Below are 24,613 nucleotides of genomic sequence, written 5' to 3'. Positions count from 1 at the left end.
AATGAAATCGATTTTAGCCATTTTTGGATCTCTTTTTTGTATAAACGCTTTTGCGCAAGAGCCGCCACGTTCTTACGTGTCCTATAAAACTTCAGAAGAAATTGTTATAGACGGTAAAGCCGATGAAGCAAGCTGGAAAGAGGCAAAATGGACAGCCGATTTTATAGATATTGAAGGTGATAAAGTCCCAAAGTATAAAACCAATGCAAAAATGCTTTGGGACGACCAGTATTTTTATATCTACGCCAAATTAGAAGAACCACATATTTGGGGGACTCTAAAACAACGTGATACGGTGATTTTCTATAATAACGATTTTGAAGTTTTTATTGATCCAGATGGTGATACCCAAAAATACATGGAGTTTGAAGTGAATGCTTTAAATACTGTTTGGGATTTAATGCTTATCGAGGCGTATCGCGAAGGCGGGCCGGCGATCGATCACTGGGATATTAACGGAATTAAATCTGCCGTAAATATTGAAGGAACTTTGAACGATGCTTCAGATAAAGACCAATATTGGGAAGTAGAAATTGCTATGCCCTGGGATGCTTTAACTGAAGCTAGTGCAAATGGTAAAATTCCGCAGAACGATTTTTGGCGTGTTAACTTTTCTCGCGTAAACTGGAATCACGATCTTAAAGATGGTCGCTATTCAAGAAAGAAAGGTGAAAATGGCCAATATCTACCAGAATATAACTGGGTTTGGTCACCACAGGGTGTAATTAATATGCACGAGCCAGAGCATTGGGGTTACGTATTTTTTAGCGATAAAAAAGCTTCAGAAAATATCGAATTTCAGATCCCTGAAGACGAACATATTCGCTGGGCGATGTATTCGTTATACAGAGCACAAAAAAATTATTACTCAAAACATCAAAAATGGGCAAATACTGTAGATAAACTTCAGGATTCGCCTATTTCAGTTTTAAATAAAGAATTAAATCCGAAAATAGAAGTCCATTCTTCAGGGTATAATATTAGTATAGAAAGTCCTTTTTCAGGAGAAAAATACCTAATTAAAGAAGATGGATCCTTTATTCAATTAACCAAATAAATACTGTCCAGATTGGGCAATTTCAACAAACCTTAATCGTATGAAATTTAGATTTTTATTGTTTTCGATATTGGTCGCTTTCTCGACCATTTCGTGTTTAGATAATATGCAAAAGGCGAAAGCAAATACTGCGGAAGCTAACGAGGAAACTGCAGAAACTACTGAAGATTCAGATTTTAAATACTGGACATGGATCACCGCAGATGCCAGTAGAACAGATGAATCTTATACTGAAGAATTCAAAAAATATAAAGAGAATGGATTAGATGCAGTTTTAATAAATACTGATACAGATCCCGAATTACTTTCTCGTTTAACGCCACTTGCCAAAGCTGAAGGTTTAGAAGTTCATGCCTGGATCATGGCAGTAAATCGCCCAGGGGACGAAGTTGCTTTACAGCATCCAGATTGGTATCAGGTAAGCCGTAATGGTGAATCTTGTTTTGATCATCGCCCTTATGTAGATTATTACCAGTGGTTATGCCCAACCAGAGAAGAATCGAGAAACCATATTTTAAGTTTGGTAGAAGGTTTGGCAAAAGTTGAAGATGTAGAAACGGTACATTTAGATTATATAAGATTCCCGGATATTTTTCTACCTATTGGATTATTACCAAAGTATGATCTAGAGCAAACTACAGAAATGCCAGAATATGATTTCTGTTATTGTGATGTTTGTATCGCTAAGTTTAAAGAGATGCACCACAAAGATCCTAGAGATACCGACGATCCACAGATAGATATGGAGTGGAAACAATTCCGTTTAAACAGAATTAGAGATCTGGTTAACGATGCTTATAAAATCGTTCACGAAAATAACAAAGAGCTTAGTGCGGCAGTTTTCCCTTATCCAGAAATGGCAGATCACATGGTTCGCCAACGTTGGGATAAATGGGATATCGACTATGTATTGCCAATGATCTATAATAATTTCTATAATGAAGAAATAGATTGGATTGGTTTTGCTACAAAACAAGGTGTGCAGGATCTGGAAGCTAAGAATACCGAATTACATACCGGAATCTATATTCCTGAAATGACTCCTGAAGAATTAACTGAAGCCATCAACCAGGCAAAAGCAAACGGAGCAAAAGGCGTTTCTTTCTTTGATGGAGGTGCTTTTACTCCAGAAAAACTGGCAGCGGTTAAAGCAGCAAGTGAGGAATAATTAGAATTAAGAAGTTAGATTTTAGATCGCTTCGCTGTTAGACGTTAGAATTTAGATTATAGAAATTAGACTAGAGAACAGAGAGAAGAGATAGGAAGCAAGAACCAGGACTTATCATTTTAAGTTTTGAATGCTGAATTTTGAATGAATTCGCTACTGATAATTGAAAAGATTTATCATTTTAATTCTGCCTTGCCGGCAGGTAAAGTTTAGTGTGATGGAGAAATTTCAAAGTTTTAATAGATTTCTCGACTTCATTGCATTACGCTCGAAATGACAAAGTATAGTCATCCCGGACTCGATCCGGGATCTCATCTATTTGTTTTTTTAATCTGAGATTATAGCTAAGCTCTAAATGTAAAATATTGAGATTACAAAAGGCTGAAAGCTTTCAGCTTACTGCTTAAAATAATAGCTGACAGCTTATTGCTGAAGGCTAATCGCTTAAAAAATGAAATTAAAATTCTTAGGAATCGCTGTTTTAATAACGATTTTTTCCTGTAAAACAGAGGAAACTGAAGTAGGTAAAATAGCAGAAGAGCAACTTACACAATTTGTAAATCCGTTTATCGGGACAGATGGGCCGGGGAATACCTATCCCGGAGCAACTACGCCCTACGGGATGGTGCAGTTAAGTCCGGATATTGGTGTTGGCGGCTGGGATCGTATCGCCGGATATTTTTATCAAGATTCGATCATTACCGGTTTTTCACATATGCACTTAACAGGTACGGGTGCCGGCGATCTTTACGATATTTTGGTGATGCCAACCAATAGTCAGTTTTCAGAACGTATTCCAGAGAATAATCACAAACCATTTTCAAAGTTTGATCATGAACAGGAAGAAGCTTCACCTGGATATTATTCGGTGCAGCTTTTAGATTACGATATTAAAGCTGAACTTACCGCTACACCAAGAACCGGGATTCAGCGATTCACTTTTCCAGAGGATTCTTTATCACAAATTCATGTAGACCTTGGTTATGCTTTAAACTGGGATCGCGCTACAGAAACTCATCTTAAAGTAGTTAATGATTCGGTTATCGAAGGTTATCGAAAATCTACCGGATGGGCAAAAGATCAGCGTGTATATTTTGTGATGAAGTTTTCTAAAGCCTTTCAGGATTTCGAAATTTTAGAAAATGGAGCGAAAATTTCAGCAAAAGAAATCACCGCTGAAAACACCAAAATCATCCTGAATTACGAGACAACTTCAGAAGAGCAAATAGTGGTTAAAACCGGAGTGTCTTCAGCAAATATTGAAGGCGCTTACGCAAGTTTAGAGAAGGAAGCACCCGACTTTAATTTCGATCATTACCGCGAAGAAGCCAATGAAACCTGGGAAAAAGAACTTCAGAAGATAAAAATTGAAACATCAAATAGCGATCAAAAATCGATATTCTATACGATGATGTATCAATCGATGTTGGCTCCAACTTTATTAAGTGATCCTAACGGAAATTATAAAGGCGCGAATGATAGCATCGAAAATGCAGATGGTTTTAATCGCTACGATACCTTTTCGCTTTGGGATACGTTTAGAGCGGCGCATCCGCTTTATACGATCATTCAGCAGGAAAGAGTACCAGATTTTATAAAATCGATGTTAGCGCATTACCAGGAAACCGGTTTGCTGCCGGTGTGGTCGATGCAGGGGAACGAAACTAATATGATGCTAGGCTATCACTCGGTTCCCGTGATCGTAGACGCTTATTTTAAAGGTTTTGATTTTGATGCTGAACTAGCTTACGAAGCCTGTAAGGCAAGCGCAATGACCAGCACCCGTAAAATCGATGTTTTTGCTGAAAGAGGTTATGTTCCGGCTGAAGAAAAAGAAGGCGATTGGAGTGTTTCTAAAACTTTAGAATATGCTTACGACGACTGGTGTATCGCTATGTTCGCTAAGGATTTGGGGAAAGAAGACGATTATCAATACTTCTTAGAACGCTCTGGTTACTGGAAAAACACCTATGATTCTAAAACCAGTTTTTTTAGAGCAAAAAACGAAAATGGTGAATTTATCGCGGGATTTAATAGCAAGGAATATTCCGATTATTTTAGTGAAAGCAATGCGTGGCAATATTACTGGTTTGTGCCGCAGGATATTTCGGGTTTAATAAAAACTACCGGAGGCGAAGAGCGTTTTACGCAAAAACTGGATTCGATGTTTAGCTTTAATCCTGCTGCGGACGATAAATTGCCAATTTTTAGCACCGGAATGATCGGGCAATATGCGCATGGAAATGAGCCAAGTCATCACGTAGCGTATTTATACGATTACCTGGGAAAACCTTCTGAAACACAAAGACTGGTTCGGCAAATCCTAACCGAGCAATATAAAAATGAACCAAACGGACACTGCGGAAATGAAGATTGTGGACAAATGTCCTCGTGGTATATTTTTAGTTCGATGGGGTTTTATCCGGTAAATGCGGCGCAGGGAACTTATATGTTGGGCGCTCCTTTATTTGAATCTGCTGAAATTAATCTGCCGGGCGGTAAAAAATTCAGTGTAAAAACATCGAATTTCGCTGAAGAAAATCAGTTTGTTACTAAGGTAAAATTAAATGGAAAAGAGCTGAATCGTGCTTATATCACGCATAAAGAAATTGTAGAGGGAGGTGAATTGTTATTCGAAATGAGTAGCGAACCTGTAGACAGGGTTTTAGAAACTCCGCAGCCTAATACTATTTATTAATATTCGATAAATCTGGATATCATTTTATTTTCTAAATCAAGATTATATGAAATTGGTTAAAATTTTACTTCTTTTTATAGCGCTAGCCGCAATTGGTTGTGCAAAGAAGGAAAATCCGTCATTTACAAAAGACGATTTAGTGCTAATTCCGCAGCCAAAATCGCTAAAATTCAATAACGGAAGCTTCGAAGTAACCAAAAGCACCAAAATTATCATTCCGCAGGATAGTTTAGCCTCAGTTTCTTCAATTTTAAACGATCTTTTTAAAAAAGCTGCCGGATTTGAGTTGGAAACTTCAACAGAAGTAACTTCAGAAAATAGTATTCAGCTAAAAATAAATTCAGAAATCGCTAAAGAGGCTTACGAACTTAAAGTAACTTCAGAAAATGTGATTTTAGAGGCAAATTCTAAACTGGGATTTGTGTATGGATTAGAAACGATTCGCCAATTACTTCCGAAAGAAATAGAAAGTGCCTCGAAAATATCGAATATCGGCTGGTATATCCCAAATGTCGAAATTAGTGACGCACCGCAATATTCCTATCGCGGAAATATGCTGGATGTTTCGCGTCATTTCTTCGGAAAAGATTACATCAAAAAACATATCGATAGACTAGCGTTTTTAAAACTGAATACGTTTCATTTTCATTTAGTGGACGATCAGGGCTGGAGAATTGAGATCAAAAAATATCCAAAATTAACTGAAGTCGGCGGATTTAGAGTCGACCAGGAAGATAGCCACTGGAACGCGAGAACCAAAAATGATCCTGATGCCGAAGCAACTTTTGGCGGATTTTATACTCAGGAAGATATTAAAGAAATTGTGGCTTATGCGCAGGAAAAAGGAATTCGTGTAATCCCAGAGATCGAAATGCCGGCACACGTGATGAGTGCGATCGCGGCTTATCCATGGTTGTCATGCACGGGAGAACCTATTGCGGTTCCTTCAGGCGGAGTTTGGCCAATTACAGATATTTATTGCGCCGGGAAAGAATCTACTTTCGAGTTTTTAGAAGAAGTGCTTACCGAGGTGATGGAATTGTTTCCGGGAGAATATATGCATGTTGGTGGTGACGAAGCAACAAAAACCAACTGGAAAACCTGTCCCGATTGCCAACGCCGAATTAAAGAAGAAGGTCTTGCCGATGCAGATGAGCTGCAAAGTTATTTTATGAAGCGTATCGAGAAATTTTTGAATGAAAATAACAGAACGCTGATTGGTTGGGACGAAATTTTAGAAGGTGGTTTGCCAGAAGAAGCAACGGTGATGAGCTGGCGTGGTTTTGAAGGCGGATGGGAAGCATCAAAAGAAGGTCACGATGTGATCATGACGCCAACCAGTCATTTATATTTCGATTATTACCAGGGAAGTCCAGATCACGAGCCGGTGGCTTTTAACGCATTCACTCCACTAGAGCGAGTTTATGAATTTAGACCAGTGTTAGATTCGATGAGTGCCGAGCAGAAAAAGCATGTGCTTGGTGGGCAGGCCAATCTTTGGGCAGAATATGTGCCTACAGAAGAACATTCTGAATATATGTTATTTCCAAGATTAGCGGCTTTGGCTGAAGTGGTTTGGAGTCCTGAAGAACAACTAGGCTGGGAAGATTTCTCGGTAAGAATACGCAAAATGATGGACCGTTTTGAGATGATGGGGATTAATTATGCGAAAAGTGCGTATGCGATTCAGCCAGAATCTGATATTGATTTGGAAACCGGAGAAATTACGATCAAATTAAAATCTGAGTTTCCAAATACTGAAATTCGTTATGCCCTAAACGAAGAAGAACTTACTGCTGAATCTAGTGTCTACGAAAGCGAAATAAAAGTTGATACCGATACTAAAATTAAGGCTGCTGTTTTTAGTAATGCTAAAGTTATGGGGCCGGTCATGGATAAAACTTTTCAATTTCATAAGGCTGTGGCCAAGCCGGTGACTTATAAATATCCTTACAATCAAAGTTATGCTTCTACAGGCGAAACAGCGCTTGTAAATGTTTTAAAGGGGAGTAAGTATTTTAAAGATGGCCGCTGGCAGGGATGGATAGGGAATCCAGCCATTGTCACCATTGATTTGGAAGAAACAACGACGGTAAGTGAAGTTGTTGTGGGAAGTTTGGAAGAACAGGGAACCGGGATTTATTTTCCGCAGCACTTAAAAGTGGAAGTTTCTAAAGATGGAAAGTCTTTTAAAGAAGTAGCTTCTTTAAAAAGAGAATATCAAACCAATCCCGGGGCGAAAATCGAGAATTTTGAGTTGAAATTTGAGACTCAGGAAAATATTCAGTTTGTAAGAGTAAGTATAGAACCATTAGCAAAAACTCCTAATGGAGGCGGTGCGTGGTTGTTTTTAGATGAAATTCAGGTAAAATAATATTCGATGTTTTTAGTAAGAAATATTCTTTCAGTAGTAGTTGTATTTATAAGTGTTCAGTTGGCTTCGGCACAAACAGGATTCGATCCGCTTCCGTATGTAAATCCTTTTATAGGAACTTCAAATTATGGCGCTACAAATCCCGGGGCAATTGCTCCAAGAGGGATGGCAAGTGTGTCACCGTTTAACGTTGCCGGAAGAATAGATCTAAATCCGTTGGAAAAAGATAGTCAGTGGTTATCGAATCCATACGTACACGAAAATCAGTTTTTAACCGGTTTTAGTCATGTAAATATGAGTGGTGTTGGTTGCCCGGAACTTGGCGTGATCATTACCATGCCAACTACGGGAGAATTAGAAACAGATCATATAGAGTACGGAACAACATATTCTGAAGAAACTGCAGAAGCAGGATATTATTCGGCAAAATTAGATAAATATAATGTAAAAGCTGAAGCTACAGCAAGCACGAGAGCGGGAGTGAGCAGGTATTCTTTTCCGGCAGGAAAATCGAATGTATTACTGAATCTAGGTTTAGGATTAACCAACGAGCAGGGCGCTATGGTGCATGTTGTAGGGCCAGACGAGATCGAAGGAATGCGAATGGTAGGAAGTTTTTGTTACAATAATGCAGAAGCTGCTTATCCAGTTTATTTTGTAGCGAAATTCTCTAAACCAGCCGATGATTTTGGAGTGTGGAAAACACCTTATAAATACGAAGGTTTAGAGTCGCAATGGATGGGATACAACGGGAAAACCCGAATCAAGAAAGGATTTACCAGAGAGGTTGTTGGCGATAGTATTGGGGCGTATATGACGTACGATTTTAAAGAACCACAAGAAGTAGAAGTTCAAATTGGGGTGTCTTATGTAAGTATTGAAAATGCTCGTGAAAATTTAGCAAAAGAAGTTGGAGATTCCACTTTTGAAGAAGTATTGGCGGAAACAAAAAATGCCTGGAAAAAGAAATTGCAGGTTGCTGAAGTTGAAGGTGGAACAAACGATGAGAAAACGATTTTTTATACCGCTTTGTATCATACACAAATTCATCCTAACACTTTAAACGATATCAATGGTGAATATCCTGAAATCGCTACAGGTAAAATTGGGAAGACTGAAGGAACTCGTTACACCACTTTTTCATTATGGGATACCTACCGTAATTATCATCAGTTAATGAGTTTGCTGTATCCAGAAGAGCAGCTGAATATGGTGAGATCGATGTTAGAGATGTATGACGAAAATGGATGGTTGCCAAAGTGGGAGTTAAATTCAACCGAGACTTTTACGATGGTTGGAGATCCTGCGGCGGTAGTTTTAGCCGATACCTATTTACGTGGTTTAACCGATTTTGATGTTGAAAAAGCCTATGAAGCGATGCTGAAAAGTGCATTAGATACCACCAATAATCCATTGCGGCCAGGTTTAAAAGAATATATAAATAATGGTTATTTGGGAGTAGATGGTGAGGTTGAAGGGCCAGTGTCTACCACTCAGGAATATAATATTGCAGATTATGCGATTGCGCAGTTAGCCAAAGAGTTAGGTAAAAAGAAAGATTATAAGCAGTTTTTAAAACGCTCGATGTCGTATAAGAAATTGTATAATCCAGAGACCAAATTTATTCAGCCAAAAAATAGTGATGGCAGCTGGTTTGCTGAATTTGATCCATTAGCTGGTGCTAATTTTGCCCATAATCCTGGTTATATCGAAGGGAATGCGTGGCAATACTTGTTTATGGTGCCACATGATGTAAACGGACTAAAAAAATTAATGGGTGGAAATAACCAATTTGAAGCTCGGTTAGATGAACTTTTTGAAAAAGATCAGTTCGATATGGCTAACGAGCCAGATTTCGCCTACGGCTATCTTTATAATTTTATTCCGGGGAAAGAATACAAGGCTTCAGAAAAAATTCATGAGCTAATCGATACATATTGGCAAAATTTACCCGGAGGAATCCCAGGAAATGATGATACAGGAACTATGAGTGCTTGGATTATATATTCGATGATGGGAATTTACCCAATAACTCCCGCTGAACCCGTTTACACCTTCGTAACTCCAACTTTCGATAAAATTAAGCTACATCTTAATAAAGACTTTTATGAGAATGGGGAGCTGATAATTGAAAATAATACTGTTTCAAAAAAGGAGATAGAAGTTCAAATCGATGGTTCGTCTATAAAAAGACCTTTGTTAAATTTAACAAAAGATAACTTTCCTAAAAAAATAAAGTTTCTTTAATATTTGCTATTATTTTTTTATTAATTGTGTTAACTTAGTTTAAAATTAAGTTTTAATGTCAGTCGAAAACGTTTTTTATATTCATATTTTTCAGTATGTCTCTAAAACGATATTCTAAAGCTTTTCTTTTGATAAAAACTTAGTGAACCTATTAACTTAAAATTAGCAATATGATTGCTAGAGTATGCACTAACTAAAATTAATTACAAGTATGATTAAAAGAATTATTTTTTCGTTTTTGCTTGTAATGGGATTTATTCAACTTGCCAATGCACAGCAGCAGGAAGTAAGTGGAACCATTACAGAAGCTGAAACAGGTATGCCTTTGCCTGGAGTTACAGTCTTAGAAAAGGGCACATCTAACGGAACATCTACAGATTTTGATGGGAACTACACCATTACTGTAAGTGACGGAGCAACATTGGTATTTTCTATGGTAGGATACCAGAAATTTGAGGTTGCTGTAACCTCAGGAGAAATTAATGCTGAATTACAAACCGATACTGAAGCTTTAGATGAAGTTGTAGTAACGGCTTTGGGGATTAAACGTTCAGAAAAAGCATTAGGTTATGCGTTAACCGAAGTTGGGGGTGATGAACTTTCAGACGTTAAGCAGGTAAATGCAATTAATTCTCTGCAAGGTAAAGTAGCAGGTTTAAATGTAACCGGTGCAGCTACAGGTCCAGCAGGAACCAGTAACGTTTTAATTCGTGGTATTTCAAGTGTAGGAGGTAATAACCAGCCACTTTATGTAGTAGATGGGATACCTATTGATAATACCAACTTAGGTTCTGCCAGCCAATGGGGAGGATCAGATTTTGGTGATGGTATTTCGAGTATTAACCCAGATGACGTAGAATCTATTAGTGTTTTAAAAGGTGGTGCGGCAGCCGCCCTTTATGGTTCTAGAGCTTCTAATGGTGTTATTCTTATTAATACTAAAACCGGTAGAGGTCAGCAAGGTTTTGGAGTAGAGTATTCTGGCTCTGTACTATTTGAAAGCGTTATGTCTGATATTTACGATTTTCAAAAACAATACGGGCAAGGAAATAATGGTGCAGCACCACAAACCACTCAGGAGGCACTTTCTGCAGGAATGCAGGCCTGGGGAGGTAGATTAGATGGTTCAAATGTGATTCAGTTTGATGGGCAGGAAAGACCTTATACAGACCAAGGGAATAATCTTGATAGATTTTATAGAACTGCTTATACCTTAACTAATACCGTAGCTATTACGAAAGCAGGAGAAGGTTATAACTTTAGATTTTCTGCTACAGATTTAAGTAATGAAGATGTTATGCCAAATGCCGGACTTAACAGAAAATCTTTCTCTCTTAATGGAGGGGTGCAGTTAGCAGAAAAATTAAGTCTTGATGTAAGTGGTAAATATGTCCTTGAAGACGTAAAAAATAGACCAAGATTATCAGATTCTCCTGGTAACGCTAACTTTGCGGTTGTTTTATCTCCTCCAAACATTAATGTAGAAGATTATCAGCCTTGGATAAATGACGAGGGTACAGAGTATAGAGTTTCTAGTAGTACCTATCATCAAAATCCATATTTCTCTGCTTACGAATTTAGTAACAGTAGTTTAAGAAATAGATTTATTGGGTCTTCAACTGTAAGATATGATGTTACAGATTGGATGTATGTTTTAGGTAGAGCTGGTTTAGACCAATATACTTCCAGAATTACTTCTATCGAGCCATTTGGTACAGCTTATATTCCGCTGGGAGCAATGTCTGAAATTACCTATAATACAAAATTGGTTGATGCTGATGCAATGCTTGGATTTAATAAATCTTTCGATAAATTCTCTGGAGAAATTATCCTTGGAGCGAATAGCAACGATCAGAAAATTGAAAGAACAGAATTGCGAGGAACAGAATTCGTAATTCCTGCTTTGGAAGATATTAATAACCTTACAAATAAAAACTACACCTACGATTTTTCACAGGTTAAAAGAAACTCACTGTATTTCTCTACAGAGTTTTCTTATGATGATTTCTTATTCTTAAACATTACTGGGCGTCAGGATTGGTTCTCTACATTATCTCTTGCAGGTAAATCTAGCCCGAATACATATTTTTATCCTTCTGCAAACGCAAGTTTCGTATTTAGCGATGCCTTCGAAATGCCAGACTGGATCACTTTTGGTAAGTTAAGATTAGGTTATTCTGATGTTGCTGGTGGTGCCAACGATCCTTATCAATTAGCTTTAGCTTATGGTATTTTTGATACTTATAATGGTACAGGAGCTTCTGTTCCTTTAGGAAGAATAAGTAATGACAGATTACCGAATCAGGATCTTAAACCATTTTCTAAAGAAGAATATGAAATTGGTTTAAATCTGCAATTGTTTAAAAGCAGGTTAAGTTTAGATTTTGCTTACTATAGTAATACAACAACAGATGATATCGTACCAATCACTATTTCTAATGCTTCAGGATATAGTTCTGCGGTTGTAAATATTGGAGAGTTAACAAATAATGGTGTTGAAATGTTATTATCTGGTTCTCCAATTAAAAACGAGAACTTCACGTGGAATGTTTCTTATAACCTAGGATATAATAAAAACGAAGTAGTACAAACAGATGAAGACGGTAACCCATTATTTCCTGATGGATCATCTGCTACTAATGTTCAATCTGGTGCAATTGTAGGACAGCCTTTTGGAGCTATTTATGGTACTACTTATGTTAGAGACGACCAGGGAAGAATTCAGTACGATAGTAATGGAACTCCAACTGTTGGTCCACAGGAAGTACTTGGTAACGGAGTTGCTCCTTGGGCAATGGGACTTACCAATAACTTTAGATATAAGAACTGGAATTTATCTTTCTTAATAGATGCGAAATTTGGAGCTGAAATTTATTCAGGAACCAGTGCATTTGCAAACTATTACGGGGCAAGCCAAAATACTTTAGTGGGTAGAGAAAATGGTCTTCAAATAAATGGTTTTGATGCTTCAGGAGCCGATTATTCAACTACAATCGCTCCAGAAAATGTTGAAACTTACTACAAAAGATTATATGAGATTGCTGAAGAACATATTCAGGATGCCGATTTTATCAAATTTAGAGAGTTTAGTTTAGGATATAGCCTGCCAAGTGATCTATTAAAGAACACTTTTATTAACAGTGCTAATATTTCTGTTATTGGTAGAAACCTATTCTTTATTAAAAGAGAGACAGAAAATATCGATCCAGAATCTTCCTTTAACAGTAGAGGAGCTAGAGGTTTAGAAAGATTTGGACTTCCAACTAGTAGAAGTTATGGTCTTAATCTTAACATTAAATTTTAAAGAAGATATTGATGAAAAATAAAATATATACAGCCTTATTTTTGGTAAGCATTTTATTGTTGCAGTCTTGTGATGATAATTTTGAAGAAATCAATATAGATCCTACTACAGCTGCAGAAGTAGATCTTGGCTATAAATTTCCAACTGCAGTATTGTATGCATCTGGGCAACGTTACGAATCATGGAGAGCTAATTTAATTTACTCTTCTACTATGGTGCAACATATTGCTAATACCGAGACTTATTGGAGTGGGGATAAATATTTATTAAATACTGCTTATGCCGAAGCTTTTTGGACATCACAGTACCCACAAACAATTAAATCTATAGAAGATATGAAAGCTGGTTTAGAGCAAGCTGGCGATTCTAGCTCTGTAGATTATGCGATAGTTAAAACACTTCGTGTTTTTGAATATCAAAAGATGACAGATTTATATGGTGATGTACCATATTCTGAAGCGGGAAAAGCTTATGTTGATGGAGATTTAAGACCAGCCTACGATCCACAGGAAGAAATTTATGCAGATATGCTTAATGAACTTCAGGAGGCTGTAGCGATTTTTGAAGCCGGTGGTACAAGTAGTTTAGGTAGTGCAGATATTCTTTATGGAGGCAATATTGATAGCTGGAGAAAATGGGCTAACAGTTTAATGCTTAGATTAGCCATGAGAATGACTAAAGTTGATGAAGCTTCTGCTCAGCAATGGGCCCAAAGAGCTATTGAAGGTGGTGTAATGGAATCTAACGATGATATTGCTTATGTTCGTCATGAAGAAGGAAATGGTATTGTTCAAAACGGGAACGGAGAAACTTTTACAGCAGATGCTACTCCTAGAATGAGTGATACATTTATTGAGTTTTTACAGGACGATCCTAGATTAACAATTTATGCCAGTTTACCTGCAACAGATTCAGAAGAGAACACTAGAACTGCTGCAGAGCGTTTAGATCCTGCTGCTCAAAGAGGGCTTCCTAATGGTTTAGATAATTCTCTATTAAGAGATTTAACAGGTGAAAGTAATACACAGGATTACTCTGAGCCAAACAGATTTTATATGACTAGTGAAGCTGCGCCAATGTTTTTCCAAACTTATGCGGAAGTTGAATTTATGATGGCTGAAGCAGCTTATAGATGGGGAATTGCCGGTGGAGATGCAGAGGCTCATTACAATGCAGGAATTAGAGCTGCAATGAGTTATCTTGAGTTATATTCTCCAGAAGCAGTAATTAGCGATGCTGAAATCGACGATTATATCGCCGCTAATCCTTACGACGCTGAAAATGCTTTAGAACTAATTAATACACAATATTGGGCTGCAACCTTCTTAAACGAGATAGAATCTTATTCTAACTGGAGAAGAAGTGGCTACCCAGCATTAACTCCTGTAAATTATCCAGGAAATGTTACTAATGGTACGATCCCAAGACGATTAACCTATATGGTTTCAGAGCAGTCTACTAATGCAGAGAATTATAATGCTGCTGTACAATCGCAAGGTCCAGATCTTTTAACCACTCGTATTTGGTGGGATGTAGAATAATAAAAAATTAAAACTTTAATCACCTCTTTTTCAATTTACATAATGACTTTTTTTAGAATATTATTTATTGCCTGCTTAGTTATAACAACTACTAAAGTTTCTGCCCAACAAAGGGAAGGAAATATTGTTGAATATTTTGGTAAAGAGAAAGTAAACGATGTAAGTGAAGGAGAGGTGATTCATTTATTTAAAGAAGGATTAATTTTAAAAACTACAGGAGTTCCTTTTAGTAATGCTTCTGTAGAATATGATCCTGTTTTTGCAGATTTTTTAAATAATTCTTCTAACTCTGGAATTTCAGAAGGCAAAGAGGTTTACGATAGTTTTAATGAGAAATCTGTTAAATGGGAGAAAATAACTATTGCTGAAAATGGTGAATTTAATGATCCTTTTTTAAGACGTAATGGTTATTTGTATCTGGAATATACTTCAGAAGAAGAAAAAACGGTTCTTTTTGAAGCTTCCGGGCATACTAAAGTTTTGATAAATGGATTGCCGCATGAAGGCGATCATTATGACTTTGGTTGGAATTTGATTCCTATCACTTTAAAGAAAGGAAAAAATACATTTTTACTTTCAGGAGGAAGATTTCCAAAAATAAGAGCTCGTTTACTAGAGACCTTTAAACCAGTAGAATTTACCATAAGAGATCTTACTTTGCCAGATTTAATTGCAGAAGGTAGTGAATCACTTTGGGGTGCAATACGAATTATTAATACTGAAGATGAATTTTTTAAGAATGCTTCTATTGAAGTTAAATTGAATGGAAATTCCGAAGTCATTAAAATTCCGGCTGTAGCGCCAAAATATGTTCGAAAAGTACCTTTTCTTATTCCGAATCCTAAAGATTTAAAAGAAGGAGAATCTGTAACTGCAACACTTTATTTAAAAGCTAAGAATAATAGCGTAATTGATACCGCAAGTATTAGTTTAGATGTAAAGTCGGTTTACAAACATCACAAAAATACTTTTTTAAGTGATATAGATCATAGTGTTCAATATTACAGTGTGGCGCCATCACTAACTAAGAATAAAGAAAATCAGGCTTTGTTTTTATCTGTTCACGGTGCTTCTGTAGAAGCCGTAAACCAGGCGAATGCATATAAACAAAAAGACTGGGGGCACGTTGTTGCGCCAACAAATAGAAGGCCATTTGGTTTTGCATGGGAAGATTGGGGAAGATTAGATGCATTAGAAGTTTTAAAACATGCTTCAGATTTATACAAAACCGATGCGCAACATACTTATTTAACAGGTCATTCTATGGGAGGTCATGGAACCTGGTATTTGGGGGCAACTTATCCAGATAAATTTGCTGCGATAGCACCAGCTGCTGGTTATCCAGATCTTTTGGAATATCGACATAGTTTTACCAGAAATATAGATGATGAAATGGCACAAAGAAGATTTGGTATGAGTTTAGCCGATTTTGAGCAAAAAATCAATCCAAATTTAGGTAATGGCAAACAGGAGCAGATGGATGTCATGATTAGACGCGCCGGAAACACGAGTAGAACTTTGAAATTAAAAGAAAATTATTTGCATTATGGTGTTTATATCCTTCATGGAGATTCAGATAATGTAGTTCCTACCTTTTTAGCACAAGATATGCGTGAGCGATTGGGAAAATATCATAATGATTTTGCTTATTACGAGTATCCAGGAGGAGAGCATTGGTTTGGAGACGAAAGTGTAGACTGGCCTCCTATATTTTATTTCTTTAATAGAAGGGAAATAAAAAAGGATACTGAAATCAACAATATTAACTTTACAACAGCTTCACCAGGAGTATCTAAAGGCTCTCATTTTGTAAGTATCTTTCAACAGGAACAACCATTCGAGATTAGTAATTTTAAATTCGATAGAACTGAAAATGGATTTAAGATAGCAACGGCTAATGTAGAAACATTATCTATAGATTTAAAAGCGATGGGGCAGGAAGATCTAACCGAAGTTTTTATAGACCATCAACCAATAACATTAGATTCTTCAGATAAAATATTCATTTCAAAAGTTGAAGATAAATGGCAAATCGTAGATCAACCTGAAGCTTCAGAAAAAAGTCCGCTTAGATACGGAGGTTTTAAAGACGCTTTCAGAAATAATATGGTTTTTGTTTATGCCAGTAAAGGTAGTGATGAAGAAAATGAATGGTATTATAACCGCGCCAAGTTTGATGCTGAAAAATTTTGGTATCGAGCAAACGGAAATATAGAATTAATAAAGGATACCAACTTCAAATTAGATGATTTTAAAGGTAAAAATATTATTCTCTACGGAAATAGCTCCAATAACGCGGCTTGGAAAAAATTACTTAAAGATTCACCAATACAAGTGTCTAATGGCGAGATAGAAATTGGTAGTAAAATTTTAAAAGGTTCTCAATATGGTACCTATTTTATTTATCCAAATAACGATAATGCTTCAACGAGTATTGGAGTAATTAGTGCAACGGGAGTTGAAGGAATGCACGCTGCTTATGCTAACGATTATCTTGAAAACGGAACATTTTTCCCAGATGTAATGGTGTTTGATAGTGCAATGCCAAAAGCAGGTTTGCCAGGTGTTAAATTTGGTGGATTTTTTGGGAACAACTGGTCTTTGGAAATGGGGAATTTTATCTGGAACGAATAGAAAAGTATTGAGTTAAATAGTTTTAATTCTATATATCGAAAAGTAGTTATTAAACCAGAATGCCTAAGCATTCTGGTTTTTTTATTGGCACCGCCAAATAGTATAATCCCCCGAGGATTATTTATTCTATATTTTAGAAAACTTCAGGTTTAAAAATGTTAAAATAATTAAGCTTTTTTAGATAGAAAATAACTCAATCGTTTTCTTGAAAATTGAATATGAGTTTTAATGATAGGTTAATCGATTAACTTATACGAAAAAAGCAATGAAAAAATAAAAAACTTTAATTAGTATTTGAACTTTATTTAAAATTGTGTGTAAACAGCAATTAAATCTTAAATTTATTATTAAGTTGTTGGTCTACTCATAGGAGTTGTCTGTCGATTTTATTTTAAGAAACTTAACTTATTTATAACATTTAAGATAAAATTAGTAGTCGCACGCTGCTAATTACGGTACTAACTAAAATTAAATACAAGTATGTTTAAAAGAATTATTTTTTCGTTTCTGCTTGTAATGGGACTAACTCAAATTGTTGTGGCACAGTCACAAACAGTAATTGGGACCATTATTGAAGCAGAGACAGGAATGCCTTTGCCTGGGGTGACGGTGATGGAAAAAGGTACTTCTAATGGTACTTCTACAGATTTTGATGGGAATTTCTCATTAAGTGTGGGAGAGAATGCTACATTGGTTTTATCAATGATTGGTTATGCTACTCAGGAAATTCCTGTTACATCTGATGAAATAAACGTAGAAATGCAAACCGATACCGAAGCTTTAGATGAGGTAGTGGTTACGGCATTGGGTATTAAGCGTGAATCTAAAGCGCTTACTTATGCTTCTCAAACCTTGGGATCTGAAGAAGTTACTCAGGGTAAAAACGTGAATTTTACACAAGGACTTAGTGGTAAAGTTGCCGGTGTAGAAATTAGGCAGGGAACAGCAGGTGCTGGTAGTTCAACTAAAATTCAATTAAGAGGATCAAAGAATATTACTTCTTCAAATCAACCTTTATTTGTAATTGATGGTATCCCTATGGCAAACTATCAAACTTCAGATGCCAGTGGTTTTTATGGTGGTCGTGATAGTGGTGATGGTTTATCGAACATTAACCCAGAAGATATCGAAAGTGTTACAGTACTTAGGGGAGCCAATGCGGCTGCACTTTATGGTAGCCAGGGAGCAAATGGTGTAATTCTTATTACAACTAAACAAGGAGAAGAGGGGAAAACCAGAATTAATATTAGCTCTACAACTCAGGTTCAAAGAGTTTATGATTATCCAGATCTTCAATTTAGATATGGAGCTACAGATGAACCTGGTGCAGATTCAAGTTGGGGAGCACCTGGAAGCTACAGAAATCATGTAGATGACTTTTTTGATACGGGTATTACGCTTCAAAATGCTATCTCTTTAAGTGGTGGTAATAATAAGACTACTACTTATTTCTCGTATGCTAATACTTATGCTACGGGTAACATGCCTACAAACGAGTTTAATAAGAATAACTTAACCTTCAAGCAAACATCTAAATTCTTTGATGAAAAGGTTAAAGTTTCTTCTAATGTTTTATTGACAGACCAAAAGGTTGACAATAAGATGTTGAATGGTTATTATTTTAATCCTCTTTTAGGGCTTTATACTTTTCCAAGAGGTTTAGATTTTAATGAGTATGCTAATAACTATCAGGTTTTAGATCCTCAAAGAAATATTATGACGCAAAACTGGCCAATTTTAGGAAACAGTGAAGCGAACATGAATCCATACTGGATATTAAACAATGCACCTAATACTGAAAGAACTAAACGTTTTATAGGAAATGCTTCTATAGAATATAATATTTCTGATGCGTTAACTTTAACAGGACGTGCTAGTTATGATTTTACTCGCCAGATTTACGAGCAAAAAGTAATGGCAGGAAGTAGTCCTGTAGTTTCTAGTGATAATGGTCGTTATGTTTATGAAAATATAGAGAGCTGGCAGGCTTATACCGATATGATCTTAACATACGATCAGGAATTTGGTGAAGATTGGGATTTTCATGGATTGGTAGGGACAGCTTATCAAAAAAGAATTATTGGAGATGGATTATCTGTAGATAGTAATACTTATGGGTTATATGCACCAAACGAATTTACTATTCAGAATATTACAGGTTTACAAGCTTTTACTGGAGCTCAGCAAGTAAGCTCAAGATTAGTTAAACAATCTGTTTTTGCCAATGCCTCTATAGGTTTTAAAGATATGCTGTTTTTAGATGTTTCGGCTAGAAATGATTGGGCTTCAACCTTATCTTTTACAGAAAACACTTCTTATTTATATCCTTCAGCAGGTGTTACGTTTTTACCAAGTGAAGCATTTGAGCTGCCAGAATTTGTTTCTTATGCTAAAGTAAGAGCTTCATTTGCACAAGTAGCAAATGAGGTTCCAGCATTTAGAACCAATCCTATAAATGATGCAGCTTACAACCAAATCGATTTTAATACTACTCAGCCTTTTACAGAGTTAAAACCAGAAATTCAGGATAACTGGGAATTTGGTGCAGATTTTAGATTCTTTAAAAACAGAGTTAATTTAAGTGCGACCTATTATCAAATTGATAGTAGAGACCAGTTTTTACCTTTACAGGCAATTCTTGGGACAGTTTGGGAAACCTATTTTGTTAATGCAGGTCACGTAAGAAATTATGGTGTAGAATTAACATTAGGAGCAGACGTTTTCAAGAACGATAATTTCACATGGAATTCTACTTTCAATTTTACACATAACGATAACGAAATTATAGATCTTAATGAAGAATTAAATGGTCAAAGAAATACGATCGTTGGTGGTGGCGGAGAAGGTTATGAAACTTATATTGTACAGGGAGGTTCTTTAGGTGATATTTATGTAAATGCATATACCAGAGATGAAAACGGAAACATTGTAGTTTCTGAAGATGGAATTCCAGTAAATGCAAATACTACAGATGGAATGAAACTGGTAGGAAGTGCTAACCCAGATTTTATGTTAGGCTGGAATAACTCTATGCGTTTTAAAGACTTTAGTTTAAGTTTCTTAGTTGATGCTAGAGTTGGTGGTAAATTTGTTTCCCAAACCGAAGCTTATCTAGATGGTCTTGGCGCAACCGAAGCAACTGCTGCTGCCAGAGATGCTGGCGGTGTTCAGGTTGACGGTGTTTTAAATGACGGTACACCATTTAGTGGTGTTGTAGATGCCCTTGATTATTACACTGGTGTTGGTGGTAGAAATGGAATTAAAGAAAGATATGTTTACGATGCTACTAATGTTAGACTTAGACAATTTACTTTAGGTTATAACTTTGGCTTTGATGAAGATAGTTTTATGAAGAACTTAAATGTTTCTTTAGTAGGAAACAATCTATTCTTCTTTTACAACGAGGCACCAACAGATCCAGACTTTGCCATTAGTACAGGTAACGGAACTCAAGCGGTGACAAATTTTGGTCCACCGATTACTAGAAACTTTGGTTTAAACCTTTCAGCTAACTTCTAATTTAAGATGATGATGAAAAAAATATTTAATACAGTATTAGCAGCTACTGCACTTTTCGCTGTAACGAACTGTACAGATAATTTCGAAGAGATCAACACAGATCCTTATGGGATTACAGACGAATCTGCAGAACAGGATGGTAATAATATTGGAGGTTTTGTAAGAGCCATGCAAGCGTATGTTAGAACTATCGATGCTGGTTTACAGGTAGAAGAGAACCTTACCGGAGATGCCTTTTCACAGTTCTTGGTGCCTCCAACTCCCTTTGTTTCTAATAGAAATAATGTGACTTATGCCTTTTCATGGTATGATAGACAAATGGTCCTTAAGTATAACAATATCATGTCATATATGGGAAGATTTGAAGAAAATGGTGTTGATGAAAATTACCCAAATTTTTATGCTTTGGGACTTATTCATAAAGTTTTTGCGATGCATAAGGTTACAGATAACTACGGGCCAATAATGTATAGCCAGTACAACTCTTCTCCTAGTTTTGTGCCTTATGATAGCCAGGAGCAGGTTTATACTCAGTTTTTTGCTGAATTGGATGAGGCTGTAGCTACTTTAGAAACTTATACAGATAATACCGAATTTGTCCAGTTTGATACGTCAACTTTAGGTGGAGACATCGCACAATGGATCAAAGCAGCGAATTCTTTAAGATTACGTCTTGCAATGAGAATCGTAAAGGTTAATCCAGCACTTGCACAACAGGAAGCTGAAAAAGCAATTGCTAATTCATACGGGGTAATGGAGAGCAATGAAGACAACCTTATGATGTCTTTACAGGGAAATATGCACCCATTATGGATGTTTAGTAGTAGCTGGCAGGATACAAGAATGTCTGCTACGATGGAATCTGTTTTAGGAGGTTATGAAGATCCTCGTTTACCAATTTATTTTCAACCGGCAATAGACGATGATGTGGCTGGAGAGTTTAAAGGAATTAGACAAGGTATTGCGATTTCATCTAAAAACACTTATGTGAATTTTTCAGCAATAGGAACGATGTTCGGTACAGCTGAAAATGTAAAGATTATGACAGCTTCAGAAGTTGCTTTCTTAAGAGCAGAAGGTGCTTTAAGAGGTTGGAATATGGGAGGTTCTGCAGAAGATTTATATACTCAGGGTGTACAACTTAGTTTTGATGAATTTGATGCTGCTGGAGCGGCTGATTATTTAGCTGATGCAACTAGCACATTTGCAGACTATACAGATCCTAAAAATTCTGAAAATAACTTCTCTGCGTCAAGTGACATTACGATTGCCTGGGAAGAATCAGATTCAGATGAGCGTAAATTAGAGCGTATTATTACTCAAAAATGGATCTCTTTATTTCCAAATGGTCAGGAAGCCTGGTCTGAATTCAGAAGAACGGGATATCCAAGATTAATACCTGTTGTAGTAAATTATAGTGGAGGATTAATCGATACAGATGAGTTTGTTAGAAGAACGCCATTCCCAACAGTAGAATACAATACACATAATGAAGGTGTGCAAACCGGAGTTGAACTTCTTGGTGGTCCAGATAATGGAGGAACCAGAGTTTGGTGGGATACCGGTGCTGCAAACTTCTAAAAAGAAAACAAGCGTTTGATTGTTTCTGTTTAGTTAGGTGAAAACTGGTTGATTAATCGTCAACCAGTTTTCCTATTAAAATTTTTAAATTAAAATAAATGAAAAAGATTTGCCTTTGTTTTTTACTAATTTCAAATTTCCTGATTGCACAGGATCTTAAAAATGCGCCATACAAAAATTCAGAATTAAGCGTAGATGAGCGAGTAGAAAACTTAATTTCCTTAATGAACCTAGATGAAAAAATAGGACAGCTAACTACCCCACTTGGATGGAAAATGTATAGCAAAAAGGCAGGGACTAAGGCAAGTTTAAGTGAACTTTATAAAGAAGAAATAAAGAATAGGCATATTGGTGGTTTATGGGGAGTTTTAAGAGCAGATCCATGGACGCAAAGAACTTTAGAAACTGGGTTACACCCAAAAGAAGCTGCAAAAATTACCAATGCAATACAAAAATATGCTATTGAAAATAGTCGTTTAGGCATTCCATTATTACTTGAAGAAGAAGCTATGCACGGGCATATGGCAGTAGGGACTACAGTATTCCCAACTGCGATAGGTCAGGCTAGTACCTGGAATACTAAATTGATTAAAGAAATGGCTCAGGCTATTGCATTAGAAATTAGAGCGCAGGGAAGTAATACTGCTTATGGTCCTATTATAGATATCGCCAGAGAGCCAAGATGGTCTCGAGTAGAAGAAACCTTTGGTGAAGATTCTTACCTTATCGCTCAGATGGGAAAATCTATAGTAAAGGGTTTTCAGGGAGATAACGAAAGTGATTTAAAAACAAAAAAACATGTGGCTGCCACATTAAAGCATTTTGCTGCTTACGGAGTATCAGAAGGCGGGCATAATGGTGCTGCAGTTCATATTGGAGAACGCGATCTATTTCAAAATTATATGTATCCGGTTAAAGAAGCAGTAGATAGCGGGATTTTATCGGTGATGACTGCTTATAGTTCTATCGATGGCGTACCTAGTACAGCGCATAAAAGTCTATTAACAAATACACTTCGTGAAAAATGGGGCTTTGATGGTTTTGTGATCTCAGATTTAGCAAGTATCGAAGGTCTTTTAGGAGATCATCACATTGTAGATACTGAAGAAGATGCTGCTGCTGTGGCCATGAATGCTGGTGTAGATGTAGATCTGGGAGGAAATGGTTTTGATGATGCTTTACTAGATGCCGTAAAAGCGGGTAAAGTTTCTGAAAAGCGTATCGATGAAGCTGTAAAAAGAATTCTTGCTGTAAAGTTCAAATTAGGGCTTTTTGAAGATCCTTTTACCAGCGAAAAAGAAGCTGAAAAGTTAGTAAGAAGTGAAGAGCATATCGAATTAGCAAGAGAAGTTGCACGCCAATCTGTAACGATGCTTAAAAATGAAGATAATCTACTTCCGCTAAGTAAAGAGCTAAAACGTATCGCTGTAATTGGTTCGAATGCAGATATGCAATACAATCAGTTAGGAGATTATACTGGCCCACAATCTGAAGATAATATAATTACCGCTTTAGAAGGAATTCAGAATAAATTACCGAATACAACAATAGATTATGTAAAAGGAACAGCTGTTAGAGATACTACTCAAACAGATATTCCGGCTGCGGTAGAAGCTGCAAAAAATGCTGAAGTTGCCATAGTTATATTGGGAGGTTCTAGTGCCAGAGATTTTAAAACCGAATATTTAGAAACTGGAGCTGCTACTGTTTCTTCAAAAGAAGATGAAATTCTAGGAGATATGGAGAGTGGTGAAGGATTCGATCGTTCTACTCTTAATTTAATGGGGAAACAGATGGAATTGCTTCAGGCTGTTGTGGCAACAGGTACACCAACTGTTTTAGTGTTAATTAAAGGTCGCCCATTATTGCTAAACTGGCCTGCAGAAAATGTACCTGCTATTTTAGATGTCTGGTATCCCGGGCAGGAGGGTGGTAACGCGATTGCCGATGTTCTTTTCGGAGATTTTAATCCTGCGGGAAGATTGCCGGTTTCTGTACCAAAATCTTTAGGACAAATCCCGGTATATTACAATTATTGGTTTCCTATAAGAAGAGATTATGTAGAGCACGATGCTAAACCTTTATTTCCGTTTGGTTATGGCTTAAGTTATTCTGAATTTGAATATTCAGATTTAAAATTAAGCACTTCAGGAAAAGGACAAAACACCAAAATAAATATCAGTCTAAAAGTATCCAATATCAGCAAAATAGATGGCGATGAAGTTGTTCAGCTTTATATTCGCGATATGCTAAGCAGTGTACTTAGTCCTGTAAAGCAATTACGTGCATTTGAGCGTGTTTCTATAAAAGCAGGAGAAACAAAAAGTCTTCAATTTGAATTGCTTCCGAAGGAATTATCACTTTTTGATGCTGAAATGATCCAAAAAGTAGAAGCTGGTGAATTTAAATTAATGATTGGTGCTTCATCTGAAGATATTAAACTGGAAACCACTTTTGAAATTCCCGAAACAATTACAATTTCTAATTAAA

11 protein-coding genes are annotated in these 24,613 nt (G+C 36.5%); all 11 read left to right on the top strand.

Annotation, left to right across the window (positions count from 1 at the left end; genetic code table 11):
* Position 1 precedes the first annotated feature (1 nt).
* Entirely contained in the window at positions 2–1,057 is a 1,056-nt protein-coding gene (locus IIF7_RS04260; RefSeq protein WP_084840438.1) for a carbohydrate-binding family 9-like protein, read from the top strand.
* Between the two features lie 40 nt (positions 1,058–1,097).
* Positions 1,098–2,225, top strand: a complete 1,128-nt coding sequence (locus tag IIF7_RS04255; protein ID WP_084840437.1) for a family 10 glycosylhydrolase — start codon at positions 1,098–1,100, stop codon at positions 2,223–2,225.
* Positions 2,226–2,676: 451 nt separating this feature from the next.
* Positions 2,677–4,923 (top strand): GH92 family glycosyl hydrolase, encoded by a 2,247-nt coding sequence (locus IIF7_RS04250; RefSeq protein ID WP_084840436.1) that lies wholly within the window; start codon positions 2,677–2,679, stop codon positions 4,921–4,923.
* 46 nt (positions 4,924–4,969) lie between these two features.
* Positions 4,970–7,297: a glycoside hydrolase family 20 protein gene (locus IIF7_RS04245; protein ID WP_084840435.1), complete on the top strand. Its 2,328-nt coding sequence runs from the start codon at positions 4,970–4,972 to the stop codon at positions 7,295–7,297.
* 6 nt (positions 7,298–7,303) lie between these two features.
* The gene (locus tag IIF7_RS04240; protein ID WP_084840434.1) at positions 7,304–9,544 is read left to right on the top strand and encodes a GH92 family glycosyl hydrolase; all 2,241 of its coding nucleotides are present in this window, start codon (positions 7,304–7,306) and stop codon (positions 9,542–9,544) included.
* A 211-nt stretch (positions 9,545–9,755) separates the two neighbouring features.
* The gene (locus tag IIF7_RS04235) at positions 9,756–12,848 is read left to right on the top strand and encodes a SusC/RagA family TonB-linked outer membrane protein (protein ID WP_245801516.1); all 3,093 of its coding nucleotides are present in this window, start codon (positions 9,756–9,758) and stop codon (positions 12,846–12,848) included.
* A gap of 11 nt (positions 12,849–12,859) precedes the next feature.
* A complete protein-coding gene (locus IIF7_RS04230) occupies positions 12,860–14,389 on the top strand; it encodes a SusD/RagB family nutrient-binding outer membrane lipoprotein (RefSeq protein ID WP_084840433.1) in 1,530 nt (509 codons plus the stop codon).
* Between the two features lie 42 nt (positions 14,390–14,431).
* Complete coding sequence (locus IIF7_RS04225) at positions 14,432–17,023, top strand: prolyl oligopeptidase family serine peptidase (protein ID WP_084840432.1); 2,592 nt, start codon at positions 14,432–14,434, stop codon at positions 17,021–17,023.
* 480 nt (positions 17,024–17,503) lie between these two features.
* The gene (locus IIF7_RS04220; RefSeq protein WP_084840431.1) at positions 17,504–20,542 is read left to right on the top strand and encodes a SusC/RagA family TonB-linked outer membrane protein; all 3,039 of its coding nucleotides are present in this window, start codon (positions 17,504–17,506) and stop codon (positions 20,540–20,542) included.
* Between the two features lie 6 nt (positions 20,543–20,548).
* Positions 20,549–22,123 (top strand): RagB/SusD family nutrient uptake outer membrane protein, encoded by a 1,575-nt coding sequence (locus tag IIF7_RS04215; RefSeq protein WP_084840430.1) that lies wholly within the window; start codon positions 20,549–20,551, stop codon positions 22,121–22,123.
* A gap of 98 nt (positions 22,124–22,221) precedes the next feature.
* The gene (locus tag IIF7_RS04210; RefSeq protein ID WP_084840429.1) at positions 22,222–24,612 is read left to right on the top strand and encodes a glycoside hydrolase family 3 N-terminal domain-containing protein; all 2,391 of its coding nucleotides are present in this window, start codon (positions 22,222–22,224) and stop codon (positions 24,610–24,612) included.
* Position 24,613 lies beyond the last annotated feature (1 nt).

The organism is Zunongwangia atlantica 22II14-10F7, from assembly GCF_002094855.1.
In the GTDB taxonomy this organism is placed as follows: Bacteria; Bacteroidota; Bacteroidia; order Flavobacteriales; family Flavobacteriaceae; genus Zunongwangia; species Zunongwangia atlantica.
The sequence above is the reverse complement of the archived record's forward strand: the minus strand, read 5'-3'. Positions and strand labels throughout refer to the sequence as shown.